This window comes from Bacillus sp. AK031 (assembly GCF_053903065.1).
Window position 1 is genome coordinate 4,103,563 of record NZ_CP096424.1, and the last position, 21,658, is coordinate 4,125,220.

General features: G+C 45.5%; 16 protein-coding genes, 8 tRNA genes and 2 rRNA genes. 6 read left to right on the plus strand and 20 right to left on the minus strand.

What is annotated here, in order from left to right; translation table 11 throughout:
* The first annotated feature begins 175 nt into the window (after positions 1-175).
* Positions 176-1,129: a D-2-hydroxyacid dehydrogenase gene (locus tag M1E09_RS20920; protein WP_456272728.1), complete on the plus strand. Its 954-nt coding sequence runs from the start codon at positions 176-178 to the stop codon at positions 1,127-1,129.
* A 47-nt stretch (positions 1,130-1,176) separates the two neighbouring features.
* Here M1E09_RS20920 and M1E09_RS20925 read toward each other — a convergent pair whose 3' ends face one another.
* The 9 genes from M1E09_RS20925 to sigW all read right to left on the minus strand — a co-directional run bounded on the left by M1E09_RS20925 (position 1,177) and on the right by sigW (position 14,059).
* Positions 1,177-2,316 carry a mannitol-1-phosphate 5-dehydrogenase gene (locus tag M1E09_RS20925; RefSeq protein WP_456272729.1) on the minus strand — a complete coding sequence of 380 codons (1,140 nt, stop codon included), beginning with the start codon at positions 2,314-2,316 and terminating at the stop codon, positions 1,177-1,179.
* 5 nt (positions 2,317-2,321) lie between these two features.
* Positions 2,322-4,409 carry a BglG family transcription antiterminator gene (locus tag M1E09_RS20930; RefSeq protein WP_456272730.1) on the minus strand — a complete coding sequence of 696 codons (2,088 nt, stop codon included), beginning with the start codon at positions 4,407-4,409 and terminating at the stop codon, positions 2,322-2,324.
* Positions 4,410-4,509: 100 nt separating this feature from the next.
* The gene (locus tag M1E09_RS20935) at positions 4,510-6,423 is read right to left on the minus strand and encodes a PTS mannitol transporter subunit IICBA (protein ID WP_456272731.1); all 1,914 of its coding nucleotides are present in this window, start codon (positions 6,421-6,423) and stop codon (positions 4,510-4,512) included.
* A gap of 238 nt (positions 6,424-6,661) precedes the next feature.
* Entirely contained in the window at positions 6,662-8,464 is a 1,803-nt protein-coding gene (gene glmS / locus M1E09_RS20940; protein ID WP_456272732.1) for a glutamine--fructose-6-phosphate transaminase (isomerizing), read from the minus strand.
* A gap of 699 nt (positions 8,465-9,163) precedes the next feature.
* A complete protein-coding gene (glmM, locus tag M1E09_RS20945; RefSeq protein WP_456272733.1) occupies positions 9,164-10,510 on the minus strand; it encodes a phosphoglucosamine mutase in 1,347 nt (448 codons plus the stop codon).
* Positions 10,511-10,551: 41 nt separating this feature from the next.
* Complete coding sequence (locus M1E09_RS20950; protein ID WP_456272734.1) at positions 10,552-11,829, minus strand: CdaR family protein; 1,278 nt, start codon at positions 11,827-11,829, stop codon at positions 10,552-10,554.
* Positions 11,780-12,616 (minus strand): diadenylate cyclase CdaA, encoded by an 837-nt coding sequence (gene cdaA / locus M1E09_RS20955; RefSeq protein ID WP_456272735.1) that lies wholly within the window; start codon positions 12,614-12,616, stop codon positions 11,780-11,782. The genes M1E09_RS20950 and cdaA overlap by 50 nt, the downstream gene beginning before the upstream one ends.
* Before the next feature lie 227 nt (positions 12,617-12,843).
* The gene (locus M1E09_RS20960; protein WP_456272736.1) at positions 12,844-13,503 is read right to left on the minus strand and encodes an anti-sigma factor family protein; all 660 of its coding nucleotides are present in this window, start codon (positions 13,501-13,503) and stop codon (positions 12,844-12,846) included.
* Positions 13,496-14,059 (minus strand): RNA polymerase sigma factor SigW, encoded by a 564-nt coding sequence (gene sigW / locus M1E09_RS20965; protein ID WP_456272737.1) that lies wholly within the window; start codon positions 14,057-14,059, stop codon positions 13,496-13,498. Before sigW ends, M1E09_RS20960 begins: the two co-directional genes overlap by 8 nt.
* A gap of 164 nt (positions 14,060-14,223) precedes the next feature.
* Between sigW and M1E09_RS20970 the strand changes: the two genes are divergently transcribed.
* Entirely contained in the window at positions 14,224-14,382 is a 159-nt protein-coding gene (locus tag M1E09_RS20970) for an aspartyl-phosphate phosphatase Spo0E family protein (RefSeq protein WP_456272738.1), read from the plus strand.
* Positions 14,383-14,430: 48 nt separating this feature from the next.
* Here M1E09_RS20970 and rocF read toward each other — a convergent pair whose 3' ends face one another.
* Positions 14,431-15,330, minus strand: coding sequence for an arginase (gene rocF / locus M1E09_RS20975; protein WP_456272739.1), 900 nt, complete (start codon positions 15,328-15,330; stop codon positions 14,431-14,433).
* A 152-nt stretch (positions 15,331-15,482) separates the two neighbouring features.
* Between rocF and M1E09_RS20980 the strand changes: the two genes are divergently transcribed.
* The 4 genes from M1E09_RS20980 (at position 15,483) to M1E09_RS20995 (ending at position 16,863) form a co-directional block, all read left to right on the plus strand.
* Entirely contained in the window at positions 15,483-15,626 is a 144-nt protein-coding gene (locus M1E09_RS20980) for a hypothetical protein (protein ID WP_456272740.1), read from the plus strand.
* A 475-nt stretch (positions 15,627-16,101) separates the two neighbouring features.
* A complete protein-coding gene (locus M1E09_RS20985; RefSeq protein ID WP_456272740.1) occupies positions 16,102-16,245 on the plus strand; it encodes a hypothetical protein in 144 nt (47 codons plus the stop codon).
* A 165-nt stretch (positions 16,246-16,410) separates the two neighbouring features.
* A complete protein-coding gene (locus M1E09_RS20990; RefSeq protein ID WP_456272740.1) occupies positions 16,411-16,554 on the plus strand; it encodes a hypothetical protein in 144 nt (47 codons plus the stop codon).
* 165 nt (positions 16,555-16,719) lie between these two features.
* Positions 16,720-16,863, plus strand: a complete 144-nt coding sequence (locus M1E09_RS20995) for a hypothetical protein (RefSeq protein WP_456272740.1) — start codon at positions 16,720-16,722, stop codon at positions 16,861-16,863.
* Between the two features lie 625 nt (positions 16,864-17,488).
* Here the strand turns inward: M1E09_RS20995 and M1E09_RS21000 are convergent.
* From M1E09_RS21000 to M1E09_RS21045, 10 genes are all read right to left on the minus strand, one after another.
* Positions 17,489-17,561: transfer RNA gene (locus M1E09_RS21000), tRNA-Lys, on the minus strand.
* A gap of 4 nt (positions 17,562-17,565) precedes the next feature.
* Positions 17,566-17,640, minus strand: a tRNA-Gln gene (locus tag M1E09_RS21005).
* 95 nt (positions 17,641-17,735) lie between these two features.
* A tRNA-Tyr gene (locus tag M1E09_RS21010) sits at positions 17,736-17,819 on the minus strand.
* 8 nt (positions 17,820-17,827) lie between these two features.
* Positions 17,828-17,903, minus strand: a tRNA-Thr gene (locus M1E09_RS21015).
* Between the two features lie 45 nt (positions 17,904-17,948).
* Positions 17,949-18,024 (minus strand) — tRNA-Val (locus tag M1E09_RS21020).
* 105 nt (positions 18,025-18,129) lie between these two features.
* Positions 18,130-18,204 (minus strand) — tRNA-Glu (locus tag M1E09_RS21025).
* Positions 18,205-18,220: 16 nt separating this feature from the next.
* Positions 18,221-18,293, minus strand: a tRNA-Thr gene (locus tag M1E09_RS21030).
* Positions 18,294-18,295: 2 nt separating this feature from the next.
* A tRNA-Asn gene (locus M1E09_RS21035) sits at positions 18,296-18,370 on the minus strand.
* Between the two features lie 7 nt (positions 18,371-18,377).
* Positions 18,378-18,494 (minus strand): 5S ribosomal RNA (rrf, locus tag M1E09_RS21040).
* Between the two features lie 138 nt (positions 18,495-18,632).
* Positions 18,633-21,568, minus strand: a 23S ribosomal RNA gene (locus tag M1E09_RS21045).
* Between the last annotated feature and the right edge of the window lie 90 nt (positions 21,569-21,658).

Consider the following 21,658-nt stretch of genomic DNA (forward strand, 5'->3'; position numbering starts at 1 on the left):
TGGATGCCCACCTGAAGTAAGCAATTGAGGTACAAGTATATTGCTCCTTTATCATTCCTGTGGATTAGCACTTGAATGCCAGGTCTTTAGGAGCAATTATCGTTTCAACCTATGATTATCATATTATTAACATAAAGAACATAAAGCCTTATATTAATGAATGGAGGTAAGCAAGATGAATAAACTGATAGTTGCTCAAAATCTGGAAGAAAATCAGATTGCAGATATTAAACGAATCATACCGGAATGGGAGGTTGTGACAGGCAGAGATCCTGAACAGTGGGAGAGCCACCTTGAAAGTGCGGAAATTATCGCAGGCTGGAAAAAGAGTATGGAAACGGTCCTGCACAACCAAACTCCTCTCCGCTGGATTCAAACCTGGTCTGCAGGTGTAGACAGCATGCCCCTGGCTATTATGCAGGAAAGCGGAATCCACGTTACCAGTGCAAATGGGGTCCATGCCTATCCCATTTCTGAAACCATTTTTGCATTGATGCTGGGCCTGACGAGAAAAATCCATACATATGTACGGAACCAGGCTGAAAAGACGTGGGCACACTCCGGATTGAAACTTGAAATTCATGAAAAAACCATTGGCATTATCGGGGTGGGGGCGATTGGCAGAGAGACCGCCAAGATTGCCAAAGCCTTTGGAATGAAAACACTCGGCATCCGCCACTCAGGAAAAGACACTGATTATGTGGACGAAATGTACAAAACGGACCAGATGGCGAATGTCCTGCCTCGATGTGATTATGTTGTTGTGACAGTGCCCTTAACAGCTGAAACAAAGGGAATGTTCGGTGAGGAAGAGTTTGATCTAATGAAGCCTTCCGCTTTCCTTATTAACATCGGCCGTGGTGAAACCATCAATGAAGATGCCCTGATCAGTGCTCTAAAGTCCGGCAGCATCGCTGGTGCAGGACTTGATGTTTTCGCAAAAGAGCCACTTGAAGAGAACAGTCCTCTATGGGGGATGGAAAATGTGATTGTCACTCCTCATACAGCAGGATCTACTGAGTACTACACCAAGAGGGTCATAGAGGATATATTCATTCCTAACTTAAAGGAATATATTACTGGAGGGACTCCACCTAAAAATCTGGTTGATTACCAAAAAGGTTATTGATCCTATAGGAAAGGCTGCCAACTATTTTGGCAGCCTTTCCTTCATTGCTATCGCTTTAACAAATCATATTGGTGAATAACTTCTTTTGTAATCGCACTGTCTTCATCCAGATGACTCACGTTTTTCAGGACATATGCAACCCCATTTTCATTGATCATGCGCTGGATTTCCATTGCCTCTGTATCTTCCGGATTATCAAACAGCAAGGCCGCAGCAATCGCTTTTGCTAGATTGGAGTAAGGTAATCCGGCTTTTTGCGCCTCCGTTGTCGGGCGGACCAATCTATCGTCAGGACCCAGTTTGCGAAATGGCGCCCTGCCTACTCTTGTGACACCATCATTTAAATATGGATTTTTAAAGCGCTCAATATTCTTGTTGATATACGCTAAATGTTCCTGTTCCTCAAGACCATATTGTTTTACCAGGTAAGCCCCAGTCTCTTTCAATGTGTCTTTTACCTGGTTGGCAATATCTTCATCAGCCAAAGTCTTATCGATTGTCTCTTTTCCTTGCAGGTATCCGAAATAAGCGATGACTGCATGCCCTGTATTGACAGTGAATAACTTTCTTTCGATGAATGGAGCCAGATCTTCTACAATCGTCATTCCATTGACTTGCGGGATATTCTCTTTCGTCTCTACAACCCATTCATAATAAGGCTCTACAAGCACATCCAGAGAATCCTGATCCTGGATTGGCACTATACGGTCCACAGCAGAGTTAAAGAAATAAACGCGCCCCTCCAGCTTTGCCTTTGTTTCTTCGTCAAGGTTTTCGAAGATATGTTTTTTCAGGATATCTGTTGCGCCAATTTGATTCTCGCATGCAATTACATAAAGCGTTTCATCACTGGAAGATACTCGCTTGGAAATCCCCCGGGCAATTAAAGGTGCAATTCTCGGCAGGATATTTGGGCCGATAGCGGTGGTGATATAGGAAGCGTTTTGAATCGCCTCCATTACCTCATCTTCTTGATGCAGATTATTTAAACCGGAAACATTTTCGATTGTCACTGTTTCTTTTTGTTCTGTAGCCAGTACAACTTGATAATGTTTTTCCTCATTCAATTTGTTAATGATTTGCTCTGCAATGTCAACAAAGGTTACGTGATAACCAGATTGGGAAAATAAAGCTCCGATGAAACCTCTCCCAATATTGCCTGCTCCAAAATGAACGGTTTGCTTCAACTTCATCATTCCTTTATCAAATTTGTTTGTAAATAGACGAGAAATAGATCTTCCAATTTCTTGCGGATCATCGCTTCATTCGATGACGAGAAAATCATCATCGAGATATTGCTTTCAATCAAACTGGTACTGATGATACTAAGTATTTCCTGCTCCCTCTTACTTAAGTCTTCAGGCGCCAGCATTAAGAGCAGGCTTTTCATCTGCATTTCCTGCCCATCCATCCCTTTAACGGGACAGGGCTGATCCAAGTGGCAGACCTGGAAAATCAATTCCTTCACATTTTCATCCCGGCAATGGAATAACCCCATCTTAGTCCCGGGGATCCCAAGGCCGCCCTTTTTCTCCCGCTCTTCCAACTGTTTCAGAACGTCAGGGTAGTTTTTTATCAATAAATCCTGTTCGGCCTTTTCAACCAGGTCTCTTAAAACGGTGAAATGGTTTCCAATATGCCGTTTTCGATAAAGCCGAAAATTATTGAGAATGGATTCGATGCTGGATTGGATATCTTTTATTTCCTGCAATAGAGTTCGTAACTTGGGTTGATTAGGATTAGCTATAGCCTCTTGTGGAGGTCCAGGCCTCAAATACTGTTTTTTCTTTGTCAGTTTTTCCAGGTTATTTTGCAGATATGTCTGAATGAAGCCTATATCTTTTTCGCTTAACAAGGGGCTCACCAACGTATAATCGACATCCGTGAATGGTAGCCTGACTGTAGAAATTACAATGTCATATTCCTTAAGATTGGCGGATTGGAAATCTTTAAGAGACAAAATTTCCACCTTGTTAATTTCCGTGAGTTCTTTTTGAATCCTGCTTGCCAGCATTTTAGATGCGCCGATTCCGGTTGGACAAACCACTACAGCGTTGATTTTTACCTTTTCTTCATTCATCAGCAAGGCGGAACCAAAATGGAGAACGATAAAGGCTGTCTCGTCATCTGGAAAGCTGATGTCTTTGAATTGAACCCCAAGACTTTTTTCAACAGCCATGAATAAAACTGGATACTTTTTCTTGATATCTTCCGTTAATGGATTAAATAATTCCATCCCCTGCTTTAACCGATAGATGGAAGGTTCCATATGGGCAAGCAATCCTTGATACAGAGAAAAATCATCTGAGAGATTCACGTGAAGCTTGGACGAAACATCCTCGATAAGGTTCTTGATTAGCTGGCCAAGCAGGATGCTGTCATAATCGATGGCGTCTGGTGCTTGTACCTTAGAGCCTTTTAAAACAATGCTTAAGAAATGGATATCGTTTTTGGTGATGGGAACGGCGAGCATCTGACTCAGTTCCTCGCATATCTCATTCATTATGCTGAATTCAGTTGTATATTCGGCTTCAGACTCATAGTCTTCGTCCAAAGCAAAGCCATCCCGGAGTCGCTGAAATGATAAACATACATGGACAATGAGACCTGTATAATCACTGTCAGTCAGTTTTATATCTGCTTTGTTCAAGGATTGGTTTACAACTTTGTCAGCCGCTACTAAATATTCGGGAGTAAAGTACCCCAATACCGGCCCATTCATAAGATTTCCTTTTTGCAGCAAGTAGATATTCTCAATGATTTCCTCATAGAAATATATCAAGAAGTAGCTGGCCAAAGCATGTCGCCTTCTGGCTTCAGCTGCAGATACCTCTATCCCGACGCCCCTCTTTCTGATAAGTCTTACCGAGAACTTACTTAACCAGTCTGCCAAATCATCCAGATAGGCTGACAGCGTCGCTGTGCTGATACCAAGTTGATTTGCCAGCACCTGCTTTTTAAAAAACGGCCCTTCTTGCATTAATATTACTAACAGACTCCGTTTCCTTTCTTCCGGTGTCTCATCAGTCGGGCTGACATCCATTAACTTTTGTATAAGCCTGTATATCTGTTCATTCTTTCCCTCGATGAACAAGCCATCATTTGTCGTTCGTTTTAACTGTAAATTGTACTGCTCCAGTAGTTTTTCAATGGACTTAAGATTCCTCTGAACGGTTCTTCCGCTTACATTCAAATAAGCAGAAAGCGAGGAAACTGTATGCTTGCCCGATGTCCTTATGATCAGATCAATGATGGATTTTTCCCTAGTGGTAATAAACATTTTCTCCACCCATTTCTTTTATAAGGCTTATCTTCTTCTTATAAAACCTTTGTAAAGCAGAACAGAAAGGCAGGTATCCCCGCCTTTCTCCTTAAAAACATTATTTGCTGTTAATGATATTTTTTAATTCTGTTGCCGTTTTGGCCTGAACCATCTGATCGACATTCTCCTGTTCTGAGCAGATGACAGCAATTCCGGAAAGAATTTCTAAGTGTGTACCATCCTTGCCTGCAATACCGAAGATCAGCTTTGCCTGCTCACCGTTAAAGTCGACGCCATTTGGTACTTGAATTACTGTGAAGCCTGATTTGATGACCGCTTTCTTAGCTTCCTCCGTACCATGGGGTATTGATACGTTATTCCCCATATAAGTAGTTGTTATGCCTTCACGTTCAATCATCGCATCCACATAGCTGTCTTCAACGTAACCGGCTTTGACCAATGCCTCACCGGCAAACCTGATGGCTTCTTCTTTAGTAGCAAATTCCTTGCCTATAAAGATGTTTTCCTCGAGAAGAAGGTCATCATCTTTATCCATGTTAGGTTCAGTCCCGACTGCTTCTTTTTCAGACTCTTCAACAAGCTCTGCCTGCTCTTCTGTGATCCCATCTTGCAGGCTGGCAATCAGCTTGTCATACTCAGGGCTTGATAAGAAGTTATCGACCGAAATATGGTATGCACCCGGCAGTTTATTCTGCGCTCTTGGCGTTAACTCTTCCTGGGTGATGACAACCTGTGCATCTGCTGGGATATTGCTGATTGCTGTATTCGTAACGGATACATCCAATCCTGCTTCCTTCACTTTCTTGCGAAGCAGAGAAGCCCCCATAGCACTTGACCCCATACCAGCGTCACATGCAAAGACAATCTTGTTAACTACTTCAGGAAGGGTTCCTTTAGCACCAGATACATGGCCGGCTACAGAACTCTTCTTGCCTTTCATTTGTTCCATTTTCTTTGTTGCTGCATTGATATCTTCATCAGTATCCTTGCTCGTTTTCAGCACAACAGCAGAGACTGCGAACGAAACCGCCGCTGCTACAAGGACAGCTGCATAGTTTGCCACATACACCATTCCATCATTTGGTGTTACGGCCGTAATAGCGATAATACTCCCCGGAGAGGCAGGTGCTGAAAGACCTCCACCTAATAATACAAGAGTAAACACACCGCTCATTCCGCCAAGGATGACAGATAGGAAAAGCATTGGTTTCATTAAAATGTAAGGGAAATAGATTTCATGGATTCCCCCGAAAAAGTGAATGATTCCAGCTCCCGATGCCGACTGTTTCGCGGTGCCCCTGCCGAAGAACATGAATGCCAGCAGGACACCAATACCTGGTCCCGGATTTGCTTCCAAAAGGAACAGAATCGACTTCCCTGTTGATTCAGATTGTTCCAAACCAATCGGTGACAAAATACCATGGTTGATGGCATTGTTCAGGAATAAAATCTTCCCGGGTTCGATCAGAATGCTTGTTAGAGGCAGCAATCCCGCCTCAACCAGCCAGTCAACTCCTGTCACAAGTACTTCAGTAAAAGCATCTACCGCTGGTCCGACACCCAGGTATGCTAGAATTGCAAGGATGGCTCCAAGGATACCAGCGGAAAAATTATTGACGAGCATTTCAAATCCTGACCTGATTTTCCCTTCGATCATCTGGTCAAACTTCTTGATGACATATCCGCCTAACGGACCCATCAGCATTGCGCCTAGGAACATCGGCGTATCAGGTGCACCGACAATGACACCCATTGTCGCAATCGCACCAACAACCCCTCCGCGCTGATCGTAAATCAACTTACCGCCTGTATAACCAATTAACAGAGGCAGCAGGTACGTAACCATCGGACCAACTAAATTGGCAAGGCTTTCATTTGGAAAGAAGCCAGTTGGAATAAATAACGCTGTAATTAATCCCCATGCTATGAACGCACCGATATTCGGCAGGACCATAGAGCTGAGGAAGTTACCGAACTTCTGTACTCTTACTTTTATATTAGATTGAGCCATATAGTGTCTCCCTTTCTCTCATAAATAATTGCAAATAAATCTGACTTCATCATAAATGACGCAATGGCGGCGTTTCAAGGAAGATGAAGACTAACTTTGTCGCGCCTGTTGTGACAAACCTATTGTTTCTCTAAATATAAATTGTATGTAATGGCTGATTCCTGTTATTTGTTGATTTTGTCTTAAAACACAAAAAAAGTCCCCGGAGAGTAACTCTCCGGGGACTTCTGATTTGCTATTATTCAACAGTAACTGATTTTGCTAGGTTACGCGGCTTATCTACGTCACAGTCACGGTGAAGTGCTGCGTAGTAAGAAATCAGCTGCAACGGTATTACAGAGATAAGGGGTGTTAATATTTCATTCACTTCAGGAATGACAAAACGGTCGTCTTCCTCTTGGAGCCCCTTCATCGAGATTATGCAAGGATTCGCTCCACGGGCTGCTACTTCTTTCACATTTCCACGGATACCAAGATTCACTGCTTCTTGAGTCGCAAGAGCGATGACAGGCGTTCCTTCTTCAATAAGGGCTATGGTACCGTGTTTTAGTTCTCCGCCGGCAAATCCTTCAGCCTGGATGTAAGAAATCTCCTTCAGCTTAAGAGAGCCTTCAAGGCCTACATAGTAATCAAGGTGGCGGCCGATAAAGAAAGCGTTGCGTGTTGTTGCCAGATAATCACGGGCAATCGTTTCGAACTCTTCTTTCTCATCACAAAGTGCTTCCATTGCTGTTCCAACAATGCCAAGCTCATGAATCAAATCAAAGTTTGGTTTGATACCACGCGATTTAGCCGTTACATCTGCAAGAATGGAAAGCACGGCAATCTGAGCTGTGTACGCTTTAGTTGAAGCAACCGCAATTTCAGGACCGGCATGAAGAAGCAATGTATAGTCTGCTTCACGGGACAATGTTGAACCTGGAACATTCGTAACCGTCAATGATTTATGTCCAAGTTTCTTGGTTTGGACAAGAACAGCACGGCTATCCGCTGTCTCACCGCTTTGAGAGATGAAGATGAATAAAGGCTTTTGGGATAACAAAGGCATGTTGTAGCTGAATTCGCTTGCAACGTGTACCTCTACCGGAATCTTAGCGATATTTTCGATGAACTGCTTTCCGACTAATCCAGCATGGTAGCTTGTTCCCGCTGCAATGATATAGATACGGTCGGAATTGTTCATAGCTGTAATGATGTCTTCATCGATTTCCAATTCCTGATCATCGTTTCGGTAAGCACTGATGATCTTACGCATAACCGCAGGCTGCTCATCAATTTCTTTAAGCATATAGTGTGGGTATGTGCCTTTTTCGATATCACTTGCATCCAGTTCAGCAGTATATGGGTCGCGGGAAACTTCTTCCCCTTCAAGATTTTGGATTGTTACTTTTTCTTTTGTAACGATAACCGTCTCTTTATCCATCAATTCTACATACTGATCTGTTACCTGAAGCATAGCCATTGCATCACTCGCTACAACGTTGAAGTCATCACCAAGCCCGACAAGGAGTGGGCTTTTGTTCTTCGCAACAAAGATGGTTTCATCATTTTGATTATCCAGAAGCGCAATGGCATAAGAGCCTTTAAGAAGTTTAAGCGTTGTACGGAACGCTTCTTCTACAGTGCTTCCTTCGTTGACCAACTTTTCAATCAGTTGTACAACGATTTCAGTATCTGTGTCACTTTTTAAAGTTACTCCCTCAAGGTATTCACGCTTTAGAGCTGAATAGTTCTCGATTACACCGTTATGAACAAGTGTAAAACGTTCTGTTGTTGATTGATGCGGGTGAGCATTTACCCTGCTTGGCGGTCCATGAGTTGCCCAGCGAGTATGGCCGATCCCTGTATTGGATAGCACATTTTCATCTACATTGTCACGAAGGTCAGCAATTCTGCCTTTCTCTTTGAAGACGTGGACTCCGTCAGCGTTTTTCACGGCGATTCCTGCAGAATCATAGCCGCGGTATTCAAGCTTTTCAAGTCCTTTTAATAAAATTTCTTTCGCGTCCTTATTTCCAATATATCCTACGATACCACACATAATTCTTTTCCTCCCTAATTGATAAGGGGGCGAGAAAGCGCGGGGGCTTCTTGCCCCCTTATCTCTGATTATAATTTCAATGTTTGCATTTTCTTTCCTTTGTCCATCAAGTTGCCTCGATGATTTAAGAAAGAAATTGACGGCTCTGCGTTAAGCCGGGAGGCATCCGCCGAATAATCGATGAACCTCCACCTCGTCAACTAAACCTACCCAGTTCAATGGTTTAGCCCTGGCGCTTATGAATCTTTATTAACCCCTATCCTCCCAAGTATCTTTGAATACGTTCTGAATCACATTCATGTGAATCAAAAACAGGATAATCATACAATACCCCGAATGAATCGTCAATAAAAATTTGTTAGCAGCACAATAAAAAGACGGGAACTTAGTTGATTTTTGGCTCATTTCCGCCCGTGGAAGGGAAAATGGAAGAGCAAACTCGTTTGCTCCTGCCATTTTCCCTTCCACGGGCGACCTTTCAGCTATGCTGAAAGGCGAGTGAAACTCTGTTTCACTCGAATGAGCCAAAAATCGTTCTACATATTAATTGAATGCTTACGTTATTTTCCCGCAATCCAGTCATTTAAACCAGCCAATTGCTGTGAGTCCATGCTGGGCTGTGCTGTAAAAAAGGACATATTAAAAAATATGCATAAGAGGCCTTGGCGGTCCCTCTTATGCATACCCAATTCTTTTTTCTTATTTCAAGCCCATTTCTTCTTGAACGACCTGGGCAATTTCATCTACATATTTTCCACATAGTTCTTCTGTCGGAGCTTCAGCCATCACCCTTACAAGCGGTTCTGTGCCTGAAGGGCGGACAAGGATTCTCCCGTTTCCGTTCATTTCCGCTTCGACCTTCTCGATCACAGCTTTGACTTCAGCATTATCTGTTACATGATATTTGTCTGTGACTTTCACGTTGACGAGTTTCTGTGGAAACTTTTTCATTTCCCCGGCAAGTTCTGATAATGATTTGCCAGTCAACTTCATGATATTAACTAACTGGATGCCTGTTAACAGTCCATCCCCGGTTGTATTGTAATCCAGGAAGATAATATGGCCGGACTGCTCTCCTCCCAGGGTATAGTTACTCTTGCGCATTTCTTCCACTACATAGCGATCACCGACAGCTGTTTGGATACTCTGAATATCGTTGGATTCCATGCCTTTATGAAAGCCCAGGTTGCTCATGACAGTCGATACGACAGTTGACTGCTTCAGTCGTCCCTCAGACTTAAGATGCTTGGCGCAGATGAACATAATCTGGTCGCCATCTACAATTTCTCCATTTTCATCAATTGCAATCAAGCGGTCACCGTCTCCGTCAAAAGCAAGGCCGACATCCGCACCTTTATCTTTGACTAACTGGGCGAGCTCTTCCGGATGTGTCGAACCTACCCCATCATTAATATTTAATCCGTTCGGAGAAGCCCCCATCGTAATCAGGTCGGCATCAAGGTCGGCAAAAAGATGTGGAGCTAATGATGAAGTTGCTCCATGTGCGCAATCCAATGCTATGGTCAAACCTTCAAACTCTTCATCCACTGACTGTTTCAGGTATTGGAGATACTTCTGCCCGCCTTCAAAATAATCGCTGACTTGTCCAAGATCGGCGCCGATTGGACGAGGCAATTCGTCCTCTGACTTATCGAGTAGTTCCTCAATCTCTTTCTCCTGATCGTCGGACAGCTTAAATCCGTCTGAACCGAAAAACTTGATGCCATTGTCACCCACCGGGTTATGTGAAGCGGAAATCATCACTCCCGCCTGTGCATCCAAAGCTTTAGTCAAGTAGGCTACTCCAGGAGTGGAAATGACTCCAAGGCGCATAACTTCAGCACCGATTGAAAGCAAACCGGCAACCAGTGCACCTTCAAGCATATGGCCTGAAATTCTCGTATCGCGGCCAATTAGAATTTTCGGCCGTTCAGCATCTTTCGTTAAAACATATCCGCCAAAACGTCCTAATTTAAAGGCTAACTCAGGAGTCAGCTCTGTATTAGCAATTCCTCTTACACCATCTGTCCCGAAATACTTTCCCATTGATATCGCTCCTTAAGTGGGCTTAATGAATTATGTACTAATTAAGCCGGTATTTTCTCTTGTATTTGGATTGTAACTTTATTGTTTGTTAATTCCCATTCGATGTCATCAGGACCCTCGGCGACAAGTTCAACTTCATGTTCGCCAGGGGCCAGTCCTGTTACATTTGCAAACAGCGAGAATGATTGGGAATTGACCGAATCGAGTTGTTCGCTAAACCCTGAAATCCTTATATCCACCGTTCCAGTCTCAGGATCCAGAAACTCATACTCCAAGTCTTCCTCGGCACCTTCAAGCGTTATGGAATTTCCCATGACTGTCTTTTCTTCTACTTTCTTCAAATCGATCTTTACTTTTACCGTTTCAGGTGTTGTCTTATTGAGGCCGTCCGGAAGTTTCAGGGGTACCTCTATTGTCTCGTCTTTCGTTATTTCGCTTAAGTCTATTTCAGCTGTTAACTCATTGAGTGTATTGAGGACTGTTTGCTTTCCGAAAGCGGTTACCTTCTTCGGTTCGACTGTAATGGTTTCAATCTCCAGTCCATCCGGAAGTTCCCCTTTTTCTGTGACAGCTACGGAAACCTCTTTGCTTGGATTTACTACTTCCACCGTCACATCCACCGTTTCCGGTTTGATGACGACATTCAGCTTGTTATAGTCACTGTCGAGAACCTGGACTCTCGCTTCTCTTGAAACCGTACCCTCAACGACTTTATTGATATCAAGGGTTGCAACCACATAGGTGATTTGCTCTATGACATCTTTAGCCCCTGTAACCTCTATCGTCTTAGGGTCGGCAGTTATACTTGTGGCTTCAAATCCTTCTGCCAGGAGCGATTCATTGAATTCCGGTTCCACAGCAAATTCTTCTGTCACTTTTTCCTGTATGGAGACATTGGCAAAAGAAGGGGTCACCTTTACTTGCAGCTTATCCGATATCCCCTCAATTTTCAGGTCGACCTGATGATCCCCGATTCTAAGATCGTTTAAATCGGCGTATACATGAAAGTCCCTAAGAGTCTTAGCTTGAGTGACCAGGTTTTTGGGCCCCTCCACCTCAATGTTGACCGTTTCAGGAACTCCGCTTACAAACAGATTTTCACTATCATAAAAAACTTCGACAGGCACATTGGCAATCGTCTCTGTATTTTCCTGCGGGTTGCTGCTTTCACTTCTTTGCATGGCCATTTCATCAAAATTCACAGAAGCATAGAGTACAAAGGCTAAAAGCAATCCCACTACACGCATAAACCAGCGATTCTCGATGAATTTATCCATTGTCTCTCTTCCCCCTCCAGCTCCATTTTGTAGAGGAAGCATTTGCTTTTTCTCCTATCAGCTCATGCTCTAGGATCAGTTTTAGATCCTCGACCGACACATTCCTTTTCAAATCTCCATTCATGGTAACCGATATGCTGCCAGTCTCTTCTGAAACAACGATTGTTATACTGTCCGTCACTTCACTGATCCCTAATGCAGCCCTGTGCCGGGTTCCCAATTCTTTTGAAATGAACGGGCTCTCAGACAGCGGCAGATAGCAGGCAGCAGCTGCAATCCGTCTTTTTTGAAGAATGACTGCACCATCATGCAGCGGAGTATTAGGAATAAAGATATTGATCAGCAATTCTGAAGAAATCTTTGAATGAATCGGTATACCTGTTTCTATGTATTCACTCAGGCCCGTTTCCCTCTCAATGGATAAAAGGGCGCCTATTCTCCTCTTGGCCATATAACTGACGGCCTTGCCAATCGCCTCGATCATCTGTCCCTGCTCTTCTTCCTCCTGGTTTCCGCTTCTGGAGAACAGCCTTCCTCTTCCCAGCTGCTCAAGCGCCCGGCGAAGTTCCGGCTGGAAGATAATGATGATCGCCAGGATACCCCAATCAATGGCCTGATCGACCAAGGACCTCAGGGTGTCCAGACCCAGCAGTCCACTCAGCCCTCTTACGATAATGATCACAAAGATCCCTTTTAAGAGCTGAACGGCTTTTGTTCCCTTGATTAACATTATTAATTTGTAGATAACAAACCATACCAGGAGTATGTCAATAATATCTGAGGCATAATCCAGTACGGAATAATTTGAGTAAACATCAAAAAACGGCATATGGTATCCTCCAATAGAAGTGATCTAAAGGGATAGCCGTGAAAATGGCTATGTAATTAGTAACTTCATTATTATATCACAAAGAACCTTGAGATACGGAATAATAGCAATAAAGAGGCGTATAACAAATCAAGACAATTTCCTGGCCAGCCCTTCTTAAAGCCTAAAAGAAAAGGACTGCTTCGAAGGTGATATGCCCTCTCCGAAACAAATCCTGTATTTGTTATCTATATACCCTCTGGCTCCGTTTCAAACCAGTCCATTGTCTCTTTAAAACCTTTTTTTATTTGATACCATAACCATTCAAATGCCGCATCGATTTCTTTAATATCACCTGTCACACTTCCAGCTGACGCTAAGTACTGCTTGCCATTGATAACCGTTATATCCCCGTTGACCTTCCCCTCAACCTTGAGGTCTCCATTTTTCACTGTAATGTTCCCATCTACCACTTTCCCTTCAGGCACAATGACAGTGTGGTCTTGCACGATTAAATCCGGCTGTTTTGTAAAGGCAAATTCCTCACTTTCATTCCAGGAGGTAAACAGGCTGCCAATCATAAAGATAAAGAACAGTGAAGCCGCAGTCACAAGCGGATGGTGCCGCAGCCATCTCTGGACCCCGACCTTTTTCTTTTCTCTCGGCAGGTTTGCCATTACCTTGCTTGTAAAATCATCAGGTGCATGTATATGAGACGTACTTTGTACCAGTGCAATCGATTTTTTCATTTCATGGAAAAATTGCTGACAGTCTTCACACCTTTGAAGATGTTCCTTCAATTTCTTTTCATGATCTTGTGTAATTTCTTCATCTAAATATTCGTGGATATACTCTTCATATTCTTCAGAACAACAAGTTTTCAAAGGCTTCACACCCTTCCTACACATTTCTTAATTGTTTTCTGAGAGCCTCTCGCCCTCTATGTATTCTCGTCTTCACCGTGCCCAAGGGCAAATCCAGAATTTCACTGATTTCCAGAAGCGATAATTCTTCGATATATTTCAATACGATGACCGACCTGTATTTGTCAGGCAGCTTCAGGATCTGCCTTTGGATCTCTTCCTGAAGTTCCATTTCTTCCACTTCTTCTTCAGGCAGCTGGCCGTCAGCGGCTACTTGAGAATACATTGTTAATCCATCCGTTCCGGTTACCTCAGCATCAAGATAATAATCAGGTTTCTTTTTCCTGATCCTGTCGATACAAAGGTTGGTGGCAATCCTGTAAAGCCATGTGGAGAATTTCCTTTTCTGATTAAAGGTATGAATATTTACATAGGCCCTTATAAAAGCCTCCTGAGAAATATCTTCTGCTTCATGGCGGTTCCCCAACATACGGAAACAAATCTGGAATACTTTATCTTTATACAACTCTATGACTTCGGCAAATGCATCCTGGTCGCCTTTAAGCACCTGCTTTATTCTTTTATTGACTAGCGCATCCATTTTATACCTCCGCTCTATGCGGCTATACATATATACGAACGTATAGCAAAAAGGTTTCAATTTTTTTTACTATTCTATCCTAACAAATTTTAGCACATTATGTTTACATTTTTTTGTAAGCGGGTATAAAAGTACTAAATAAAGTCGGAAACGAGGTAATAGGTGTGGGGAGAGCTGAATTACTAAAACAGATAGAGGAGCATAGAAGCAGGATGGTCGAGATGGCCCTTCAATCCTCCTTTGCAAACGAGAAGGTGGTTGAAATCAGCGCAAAGCTTGATAACTTGTTAAATACCTTTGAACAGAAAACAGAAGAATTATAAAGAAGCAGCTTCATCGATGAAGCTGCTTCTTTGTATTCATTTATAAAATTATAAAAGTTTCTCGCCGAAAAGAGATCCCATCAGGGCAACAGCAACTGAAGCGGTACGATTCTTATCATCCAAGATTGGATTAACTTCAACAAACTCTGCGGATGTAACCAAGTTGGATTCAGCCAGCATTTCCATAGCCAAATGGCTTTCACGATAGCTGATCCCGCCAAGTACAGGAGTTCCTACCCCTGGAGCGTCACTCGGATCAAGACCATCTAAATCCAATGACAAGTGAACCCCGTCAGTCTTGTCTTTCAAGTAACTGATTGCTTCTTCCATCACTTTCGTCATTCCCATGCGGTCAACCTCATGCATTGTAAATACTTTGATGCCGCGTTCCTTAATCAGTTCTCTTTCGCCTTCATCCAAAGAACGGGCGCCGATAATCACAATATTTTCAGGCTTGACCTTTGGTGTATAACCACCAATGCCAGTAAGGCTTTCATCGCCGATACCCAGGCTGACTGCAAGCGGCATGCCATGGATATTCCCGGATGGTGAAGTATCACTCGTATTCAAATCACCATGGGCATCATACCAAATAACACCAAGATTTTCATAATGCTTTGACACCCCAGCCAGAGTCCCAATTGCAATACTGTGGTCACCGCCAAAAACCAGCGGGAAATCTTTTCCTTGAATCACACTATCCACTTTATCAGCAAGCTTCTGATTACCTTCTGCAACCGCTTTTAAATTTCTCAAATTGGAATCGGATGTATGTACTCGCTCAGGCTGAGCAATTTCAATATTCCCTAAATCATTGATCGTATGACCCAGGTTTTCAAGTCTCTCCGCCACGCCGGCATAACGGATAGCGCTCGGTCCCATATCTACACCACGGCGCATCTGGCCCAAATCCATCGGTACGCCAATAATTGATATATTCTTCTTCATACTATTCCTCCTCACTTTTTCTACTACCATTGTATCGAAACAAACCAACATGACTCAACCGGACAAGATGGTGTATATATATTCAAAAGCGGAAGCGGGCGTTTAGCGACGTACGGACTGCAGGGCTTCCGCATGAGATAAAAGGAAACACGATGAGCATGAGCGAATCGATGTTGACTTATCGCAAGGAGGAAGACCGGAAGTACGCTAGTCGCTGCCCGCTGGAGCTGGACGGATCAAAAGCAGAGGGGGCCTGCCCAGGGGCGTACGGATTTGACACAGGCGTATTGAGATAAAGGAAACACGATAAGCGCCAGCGAATCGATGTTGACTTATCGCAAAGGAGGCTGTGGCAAATACGCTAGCCGCTAGGCCCCCGGAGCTAGCCGGATTCAAAAGCGGAAGCGGGCGTTTAGCGACGTACGGACTGCAGGGCTTCCGCATGAGATAAAGGAAACACGATGAGCATGAGCGAATCGATGTTGACTTATCGCAAAGGAGGAAGACCGGAAGTACGCTAGTCGCTGCCCGCTGGAGCTGGATGGATCAAAAGCAGAGGGGGCCTGCCCAGGGGCCTACGGATTTGACACAGGCGTATTGAGATAAAGGAAACACGATAAGCGCCAGCGAATCGATGTTGACTTATCGCAAAGGAGGCTGTGGCAAATACGCTAGCCGCTAGGCCCCCGGAGCTAGCCGGATTCAAAAGCGGAAGCGGGCGTTTAGCGACGTACGGACTGCAGGGCTTCCGCATGAGATAAAGGAAACACGATGAGCATGAGCGAATCGATGTTGACTTATCGCAAGGAGGAAGACCGGAAGTACGCTAGTCGCTGCCCGCTGGAGCTGGATGGATCAAAAGCAGAGGGGGCCTGCCCAGGGGCCTACGGATTTGACACAGGCGTATTGAGATAAAGGAAACACGATAAGCGCCAGCGAATCGATGTTGACTTATCGCAAAGGAGGCTGTGGCAAATACGCTAGCCGCTAGGCCCCCGGAGCTAGCCGGATTCAAAAGCGGAAGCGGGCGTTTAGCGACGTACGGACTGCAGGGCTTCCGCATGAGATAAAGGAAACACGATGAGCATGAGCGAATCGATGTTGACTTATCGCAAGGAGGAAGACCGGAAGTACGCTAGTCGCTGCCCGCTGGAGCTGGATGGATCAAAAGCAGAGGGGGCCTGCCCAGGGGCCTACGGATTTGACACAGGCGTATTGAGATAAAGGAAACACGATAAGCGCCAGCGAATCGATGTTGACTTATCGCAAAGGAGGCTGTGGCAAATACGCTAGCCGCTAGGCCCCCGGAGCTAGCCGGATTCAAAAGCGGAAGCGGGCGTTTAGCGACGTACGGACTGCAGGGCTTCCGCATGAGATAAAGGAAACACGATGAGCATGAGCGAATCGATGTTGACTTATCGCAAGGAGGAAGACCGGAAGTACGCTAGTCGCTGCCCGCTGGAGCTGGATGGATCAAAAGCAGAGGGGGCCTGCCCAGGGGCCTACGGATTTGACACAGGCGTATTGAGATAAAGGAAACACGATAAGCGCCAGCGAATCGATGTTGACTTATCGCAAAGGAGGCTGTGGCAAATACGCTAGCCGCTAGGCCCCCGGAGCTAGCCGGATTCAAAAGCGGAAGCGGGCGTTTAGCGACGTACGGACTGCAGGGCTTCCGCATGAGATAAAGGAAACACGATGAGCATGAGCGAATCGATGTTGACTTATCGCAAGGAGGAAGACCGGAAGTACGCTAGTCGCTGCCCGCTGGAGCTAGACGGATCAATAGCGCAGGGGGCCTGCCCAGCGGCGTGCTGGCTGGACCGGTTCTGTATGAGACAAAGCAGTACATCTGACCATACCATACGCCCTTTTTCTTAATCATCCTATTTTAAATTCATGCATCAACAATAATAGGGTGTTTCTCTTCTAATCACACTATTATAAATTCTTTCTTCCTTTATAATGCGCTGTTTCCACTCTATTCACACTATTATAATCTTGTTTGTAGCCCCTAATAGGATGTACCCTCCTCAAACAGCATAATAGCCCTTGATTCAAAGAAATTCATTTGACCAAACTCTGTAATCTACATCTTCACACGCTATCATCAAAACACAAAAAAGCTTCCAGATCAAAATCTGGAAGCTTTTTTTAATGAGCCATGAAGGACTCGAACCTTCGACCCTCTGATTAAAAGTCAGATGCTCTACCAACTGAGCTAATGGCTCTTAATGGCTGGGCTAGCTGGATTCGAACCAACGCATGTCGCAGTCAAAGTGCGATGCCTTACCGCTTGGCTATAGCCCAATAATAGCAAAAATAAAAAGACATTAGTTAACATGTCCGTTTTATGCTTTATGTATTCAATAATGAAGAATAGTTATTTCACTTCATAAAAACAATGGTGGAGGGGGGCAGATTCGAACTGCCGAACCCGAAGGAGCGGATTTACAGTCCGCCGCGTTTAGCCACTTCGCTACCCCTCCAAATAAAATGGTGCCGGCAAGAGGACTTGAACCCCCAACCTACTGATTACAAGTCAGTTGCTCTACCAGTTGAGCTACACCGGCATTTTATTGGAATATCGTTACTTTATTAAATTGTAGTATGAATAATGGTGGAGGATGACGGGATCGAACCGCCGACCCTCTGCTTGTAAGGCAGATGCTCTCCCAGCTGAGCTAATCCTCCGTAATGGGTTTTAAGTTTAACTTTTAAGAATGCTTTTTTTACTTCTTGCGCTGATGCCTTTATTATGGATGCTTATTTTACTCCGCTGCGCTTCGTAAAAAAGCTTGGTGACCCCTACGGGATTCGAACCCGTGTTACCGCCGTGAAAGGGCGGTGTCTTAACCGCTTGACCAAGGGGCCGACTATAAAACTATTAAGCTTCCAACCGGGCTCGAACCGGTGACCTCTTCCTTACCATGGAAGTGCTCTACCTGCTGAGCTATGGAAGCAATGGCTCCGCAGGCAGGATTCGAACCTGCGACCGATCGGTTAACAGCCGATAGCTCTACCACTGAGCTACTGCGGAACGATAAGCCTGGCGACGTCCTACTCTCACAGGGGGAGATCCCCCAACTACCATCGGCGCTGAAGAGCTTAACTTCCGTGTTCGGCATGGGAACGGGTGTGACCTCTTCGCCTTAATCACCAGACAAATATTGCTTTCAGTAAAGGACAGGCTTTATTATAACACCATCTTTTTCAAAAAATCAAGTGTTATTTTAAAAATTGTTCCCTGAAAACTAGATAAAGCATGAAGAAAAGAAAGTATTCCGAGTTTCGCTATAATTGTGGTTAAGTCCTCGATCGATTAGTATCTGTCAGCTGCACGTGTCGCCACGCTTCCACCTCAGACCTATCTACCTGATCATCTTTCAGGGATCTTACTCACATAAAGTGATGGGAAATCTCATCTCGAGGGGGGCTTCATGCTTAGATGCTTTCAGCACTTATCCCTTCCGCACATAGCTACCCAGCGATGCCTTTGGCAAGACAACTGGTACACCAGCGGTGCGTCCATCCCGGTCCTCTCGTACTAAGGACAGCTCCTCTCAAATTTCCTGCGCCCACGACGGATAGGGACCGAACTGTCTCACGACGTTCTGAACCCAGCTCGCGTACCGCTTTAATGGGCGAACAGCCCAACCCTTGGGACCGACTACAGCCCCAGGATGCGATGAGCCGACATCGAGGTGCCAAACCTCCCCGTCGATGTGGACTCTTGGGGGAGATAAGCCTGTTATCCCCGGGGTAGCTTTTATCCGTTGAGCGATGGCCCTTCCATGCGGAACCACCGGATCACTAAGCCCGACTTTCGTCCCTGCTCGACTTGTAGGTCTCGCAGTCAAGCTCCCTTGTGCCTTTACACTCTGCGAATGATTTCCAACCATTCTGAGGGAACCTTTGGGCGCCTCCGTTACTCTTTAGGAGGCGACCGCCCCAGTCAAACTGCCCACCTGACACTGTCTCCCACCCCGATCAGGGGCGAGGGTTAGAAGTTCAACACAGCCAGGGTAGTATCCCACCAGCGCCTCCACCGAAGCTGGCGCTCCGGTTTCCAAGGCTCCTACCTATCCTGTACAAGCTGTGCCAAAATTCAATATCAGGCTACAGTAAAGCTCCACGGGGTCTTTCCGTCCTGTCGCGGGTAACCTGCATCTTCACAGGTACTATAATTTCACCGAGTCTCTCGTTGAGACAGTGCCCAGATCGTTGCGCCTTTCGTGCGGGTCGGAACTTACCCGACAAGGAATTTCGCTACCTTAGGACCGTTATAGTTACGGCCGCCGTTTACTGGGGCTTCGGTTCGCACCTTCGCTTGCGCTAAGCATTCCCCTTAACCTTCCAGCACCGGGCAGGCGTCAGCCCCTATACTTCGCCTTACGGCTTCGCAGAGACCTGTGTTTTTGCTAAACAGTCGCCTGGGCCTATTCACTGCGGCTCTCTCGGGCTTGCACCCTAACAGAGCACCCCTTCTCCCGAAGTTACGGGGTCATTTTGCCGAGTTCCTTAACGAGAGTTCTCTCGCTCACCTTAGGATTCTCTCCTCGCCTACCTGTGTCGGTTTGCGGTACGGGCACCTTTTTCCTCGCTAGAGGCTTTTCTTGGCAGTGTGGAATCAGGAACTTCGGTACTATATTTCCCTCGCTATCACAGCTCAGCCTTCACGGTGACGGGATTTGCCTCATCACCAGCCTAACTGCTTAGACGCGCATATCCAGCAGCGCGCTTACCCTATCCTCCTGCGTCCCCCCATTGCTCAAACGGAAAAGAGGTGGTACAGGAATATCAACCTGTTGTCCATCGCCTACGCCTTTCGGCCTCGGCTTAGGTCCCGACTAACCCTGAGCGGACGAGCCTTCCTCAGGAAACCTTAGGCATTCGGTGGACAGGATTCTCACCTGTCTTTCGCTACTCATACCGGCATTCTCACTTCTAAGCGCTCCACCAGTCCTTACGGTCCAGCTTCTCAGCCCTTAGAACGCTCTCCTACCACTGACACCAAACGGTGTCAATCCACAGCTTCGGTGATACGTTTAGCCCCGGTACATTTTCGGCGCAGAGTCACTCGACCAGTGAGCTATTACGCACTCTTTAAATGGTGGCTGCTTCTAAGCCAACATCCTGGTTGTCTAAGCAACTCCACATCCTTTTCCACTTAACGTATACTTTGGGACCTTAGCTGGTGGTCTGGGCTGTTTCCCTTTCGACTACGGATCTTATCACTCGCAGTCTGACTCCCATGGATAAGTCTTTGGCATTCGGAGTTTGTCTGAATTCGGTAACCCGATGAGGGCCCCTAGTCCAAACAGTGCTCTACCTCCAAGACTCTTACTACATGAGGCTAGCCCTAAAGCTATTTCGGAGAGAACCAGCTATCTCCAAGTTCGATTGGAATTTCTCCGCTACCCACACCTCATCCCCGCACTTTTCAACGTGCGTGGGTTCGGGCCTCCATTCAGTGTTACCTGAACTTCACCCTGGACATGGGTAGATCACCTGGTTTCGGGTCTACGACCACATACTCATTCGCCCTATTCAGACTCGCTTTCGCTGCGGCTCCGTCTTTCCGACTTAACCTTGCATGGGATCGTAACTCGCCGGTTCATTCTACAAAAGGCACGCCATCACCCGTTAACGGGCTCTGACTACTTGTAGGCACACGGTTTCAGGTTCTATTTCACTCCCCTTCCGGGGTGCTTTTCACCTTTCCCTCACGGTACTGGTTCACTATCGGTCACTAGGGAGTATTTAGCCTTGGGAGATGGTCCTCCCAGCTTCCGACGGGATTTCACGTGTCCCGCCGTACTCAGGATCCACTCAAGAGGGAACGAAGTTTCGACTACAGGGTTATTACCTTCTGTGACGAGCCTTTCCAGACTTCTTCGTCTACTTCGTTCCTTTGTAACTCCGTATAGAGTGTCCTACAACCCCAAGAGGCAAGCCTCTTGGTTTGGGCTAATCCCGTTTCGCTCGCCGCTACTCAGGGAATCGCGTTTGCTTTCTCTTCCTCCGGGTACTTAGATGTTTCAGTTCCCCGGGTCTGCCTTCCATACTCTATGTATTCAAATATGGATACTGCACCATTACGTGCAGTGGGTTCCCCCATTCGGAAATCTCCGGATCAAAGCTTACTTACAGCTCCCCGAAGCATATCGGTGTTAGTCCCGTCCTTCATCGGCTCCTAGTGCCAAGGCATCCACCGTGCGCCCTTTCTAACTTAACCAAATGGTTAATCAAACAATATCTCATAAGAGATATCCTAAAATGGCAAATTCTCGGTTCTTTCTTGACTTTCTTCATATATCTTTATCTA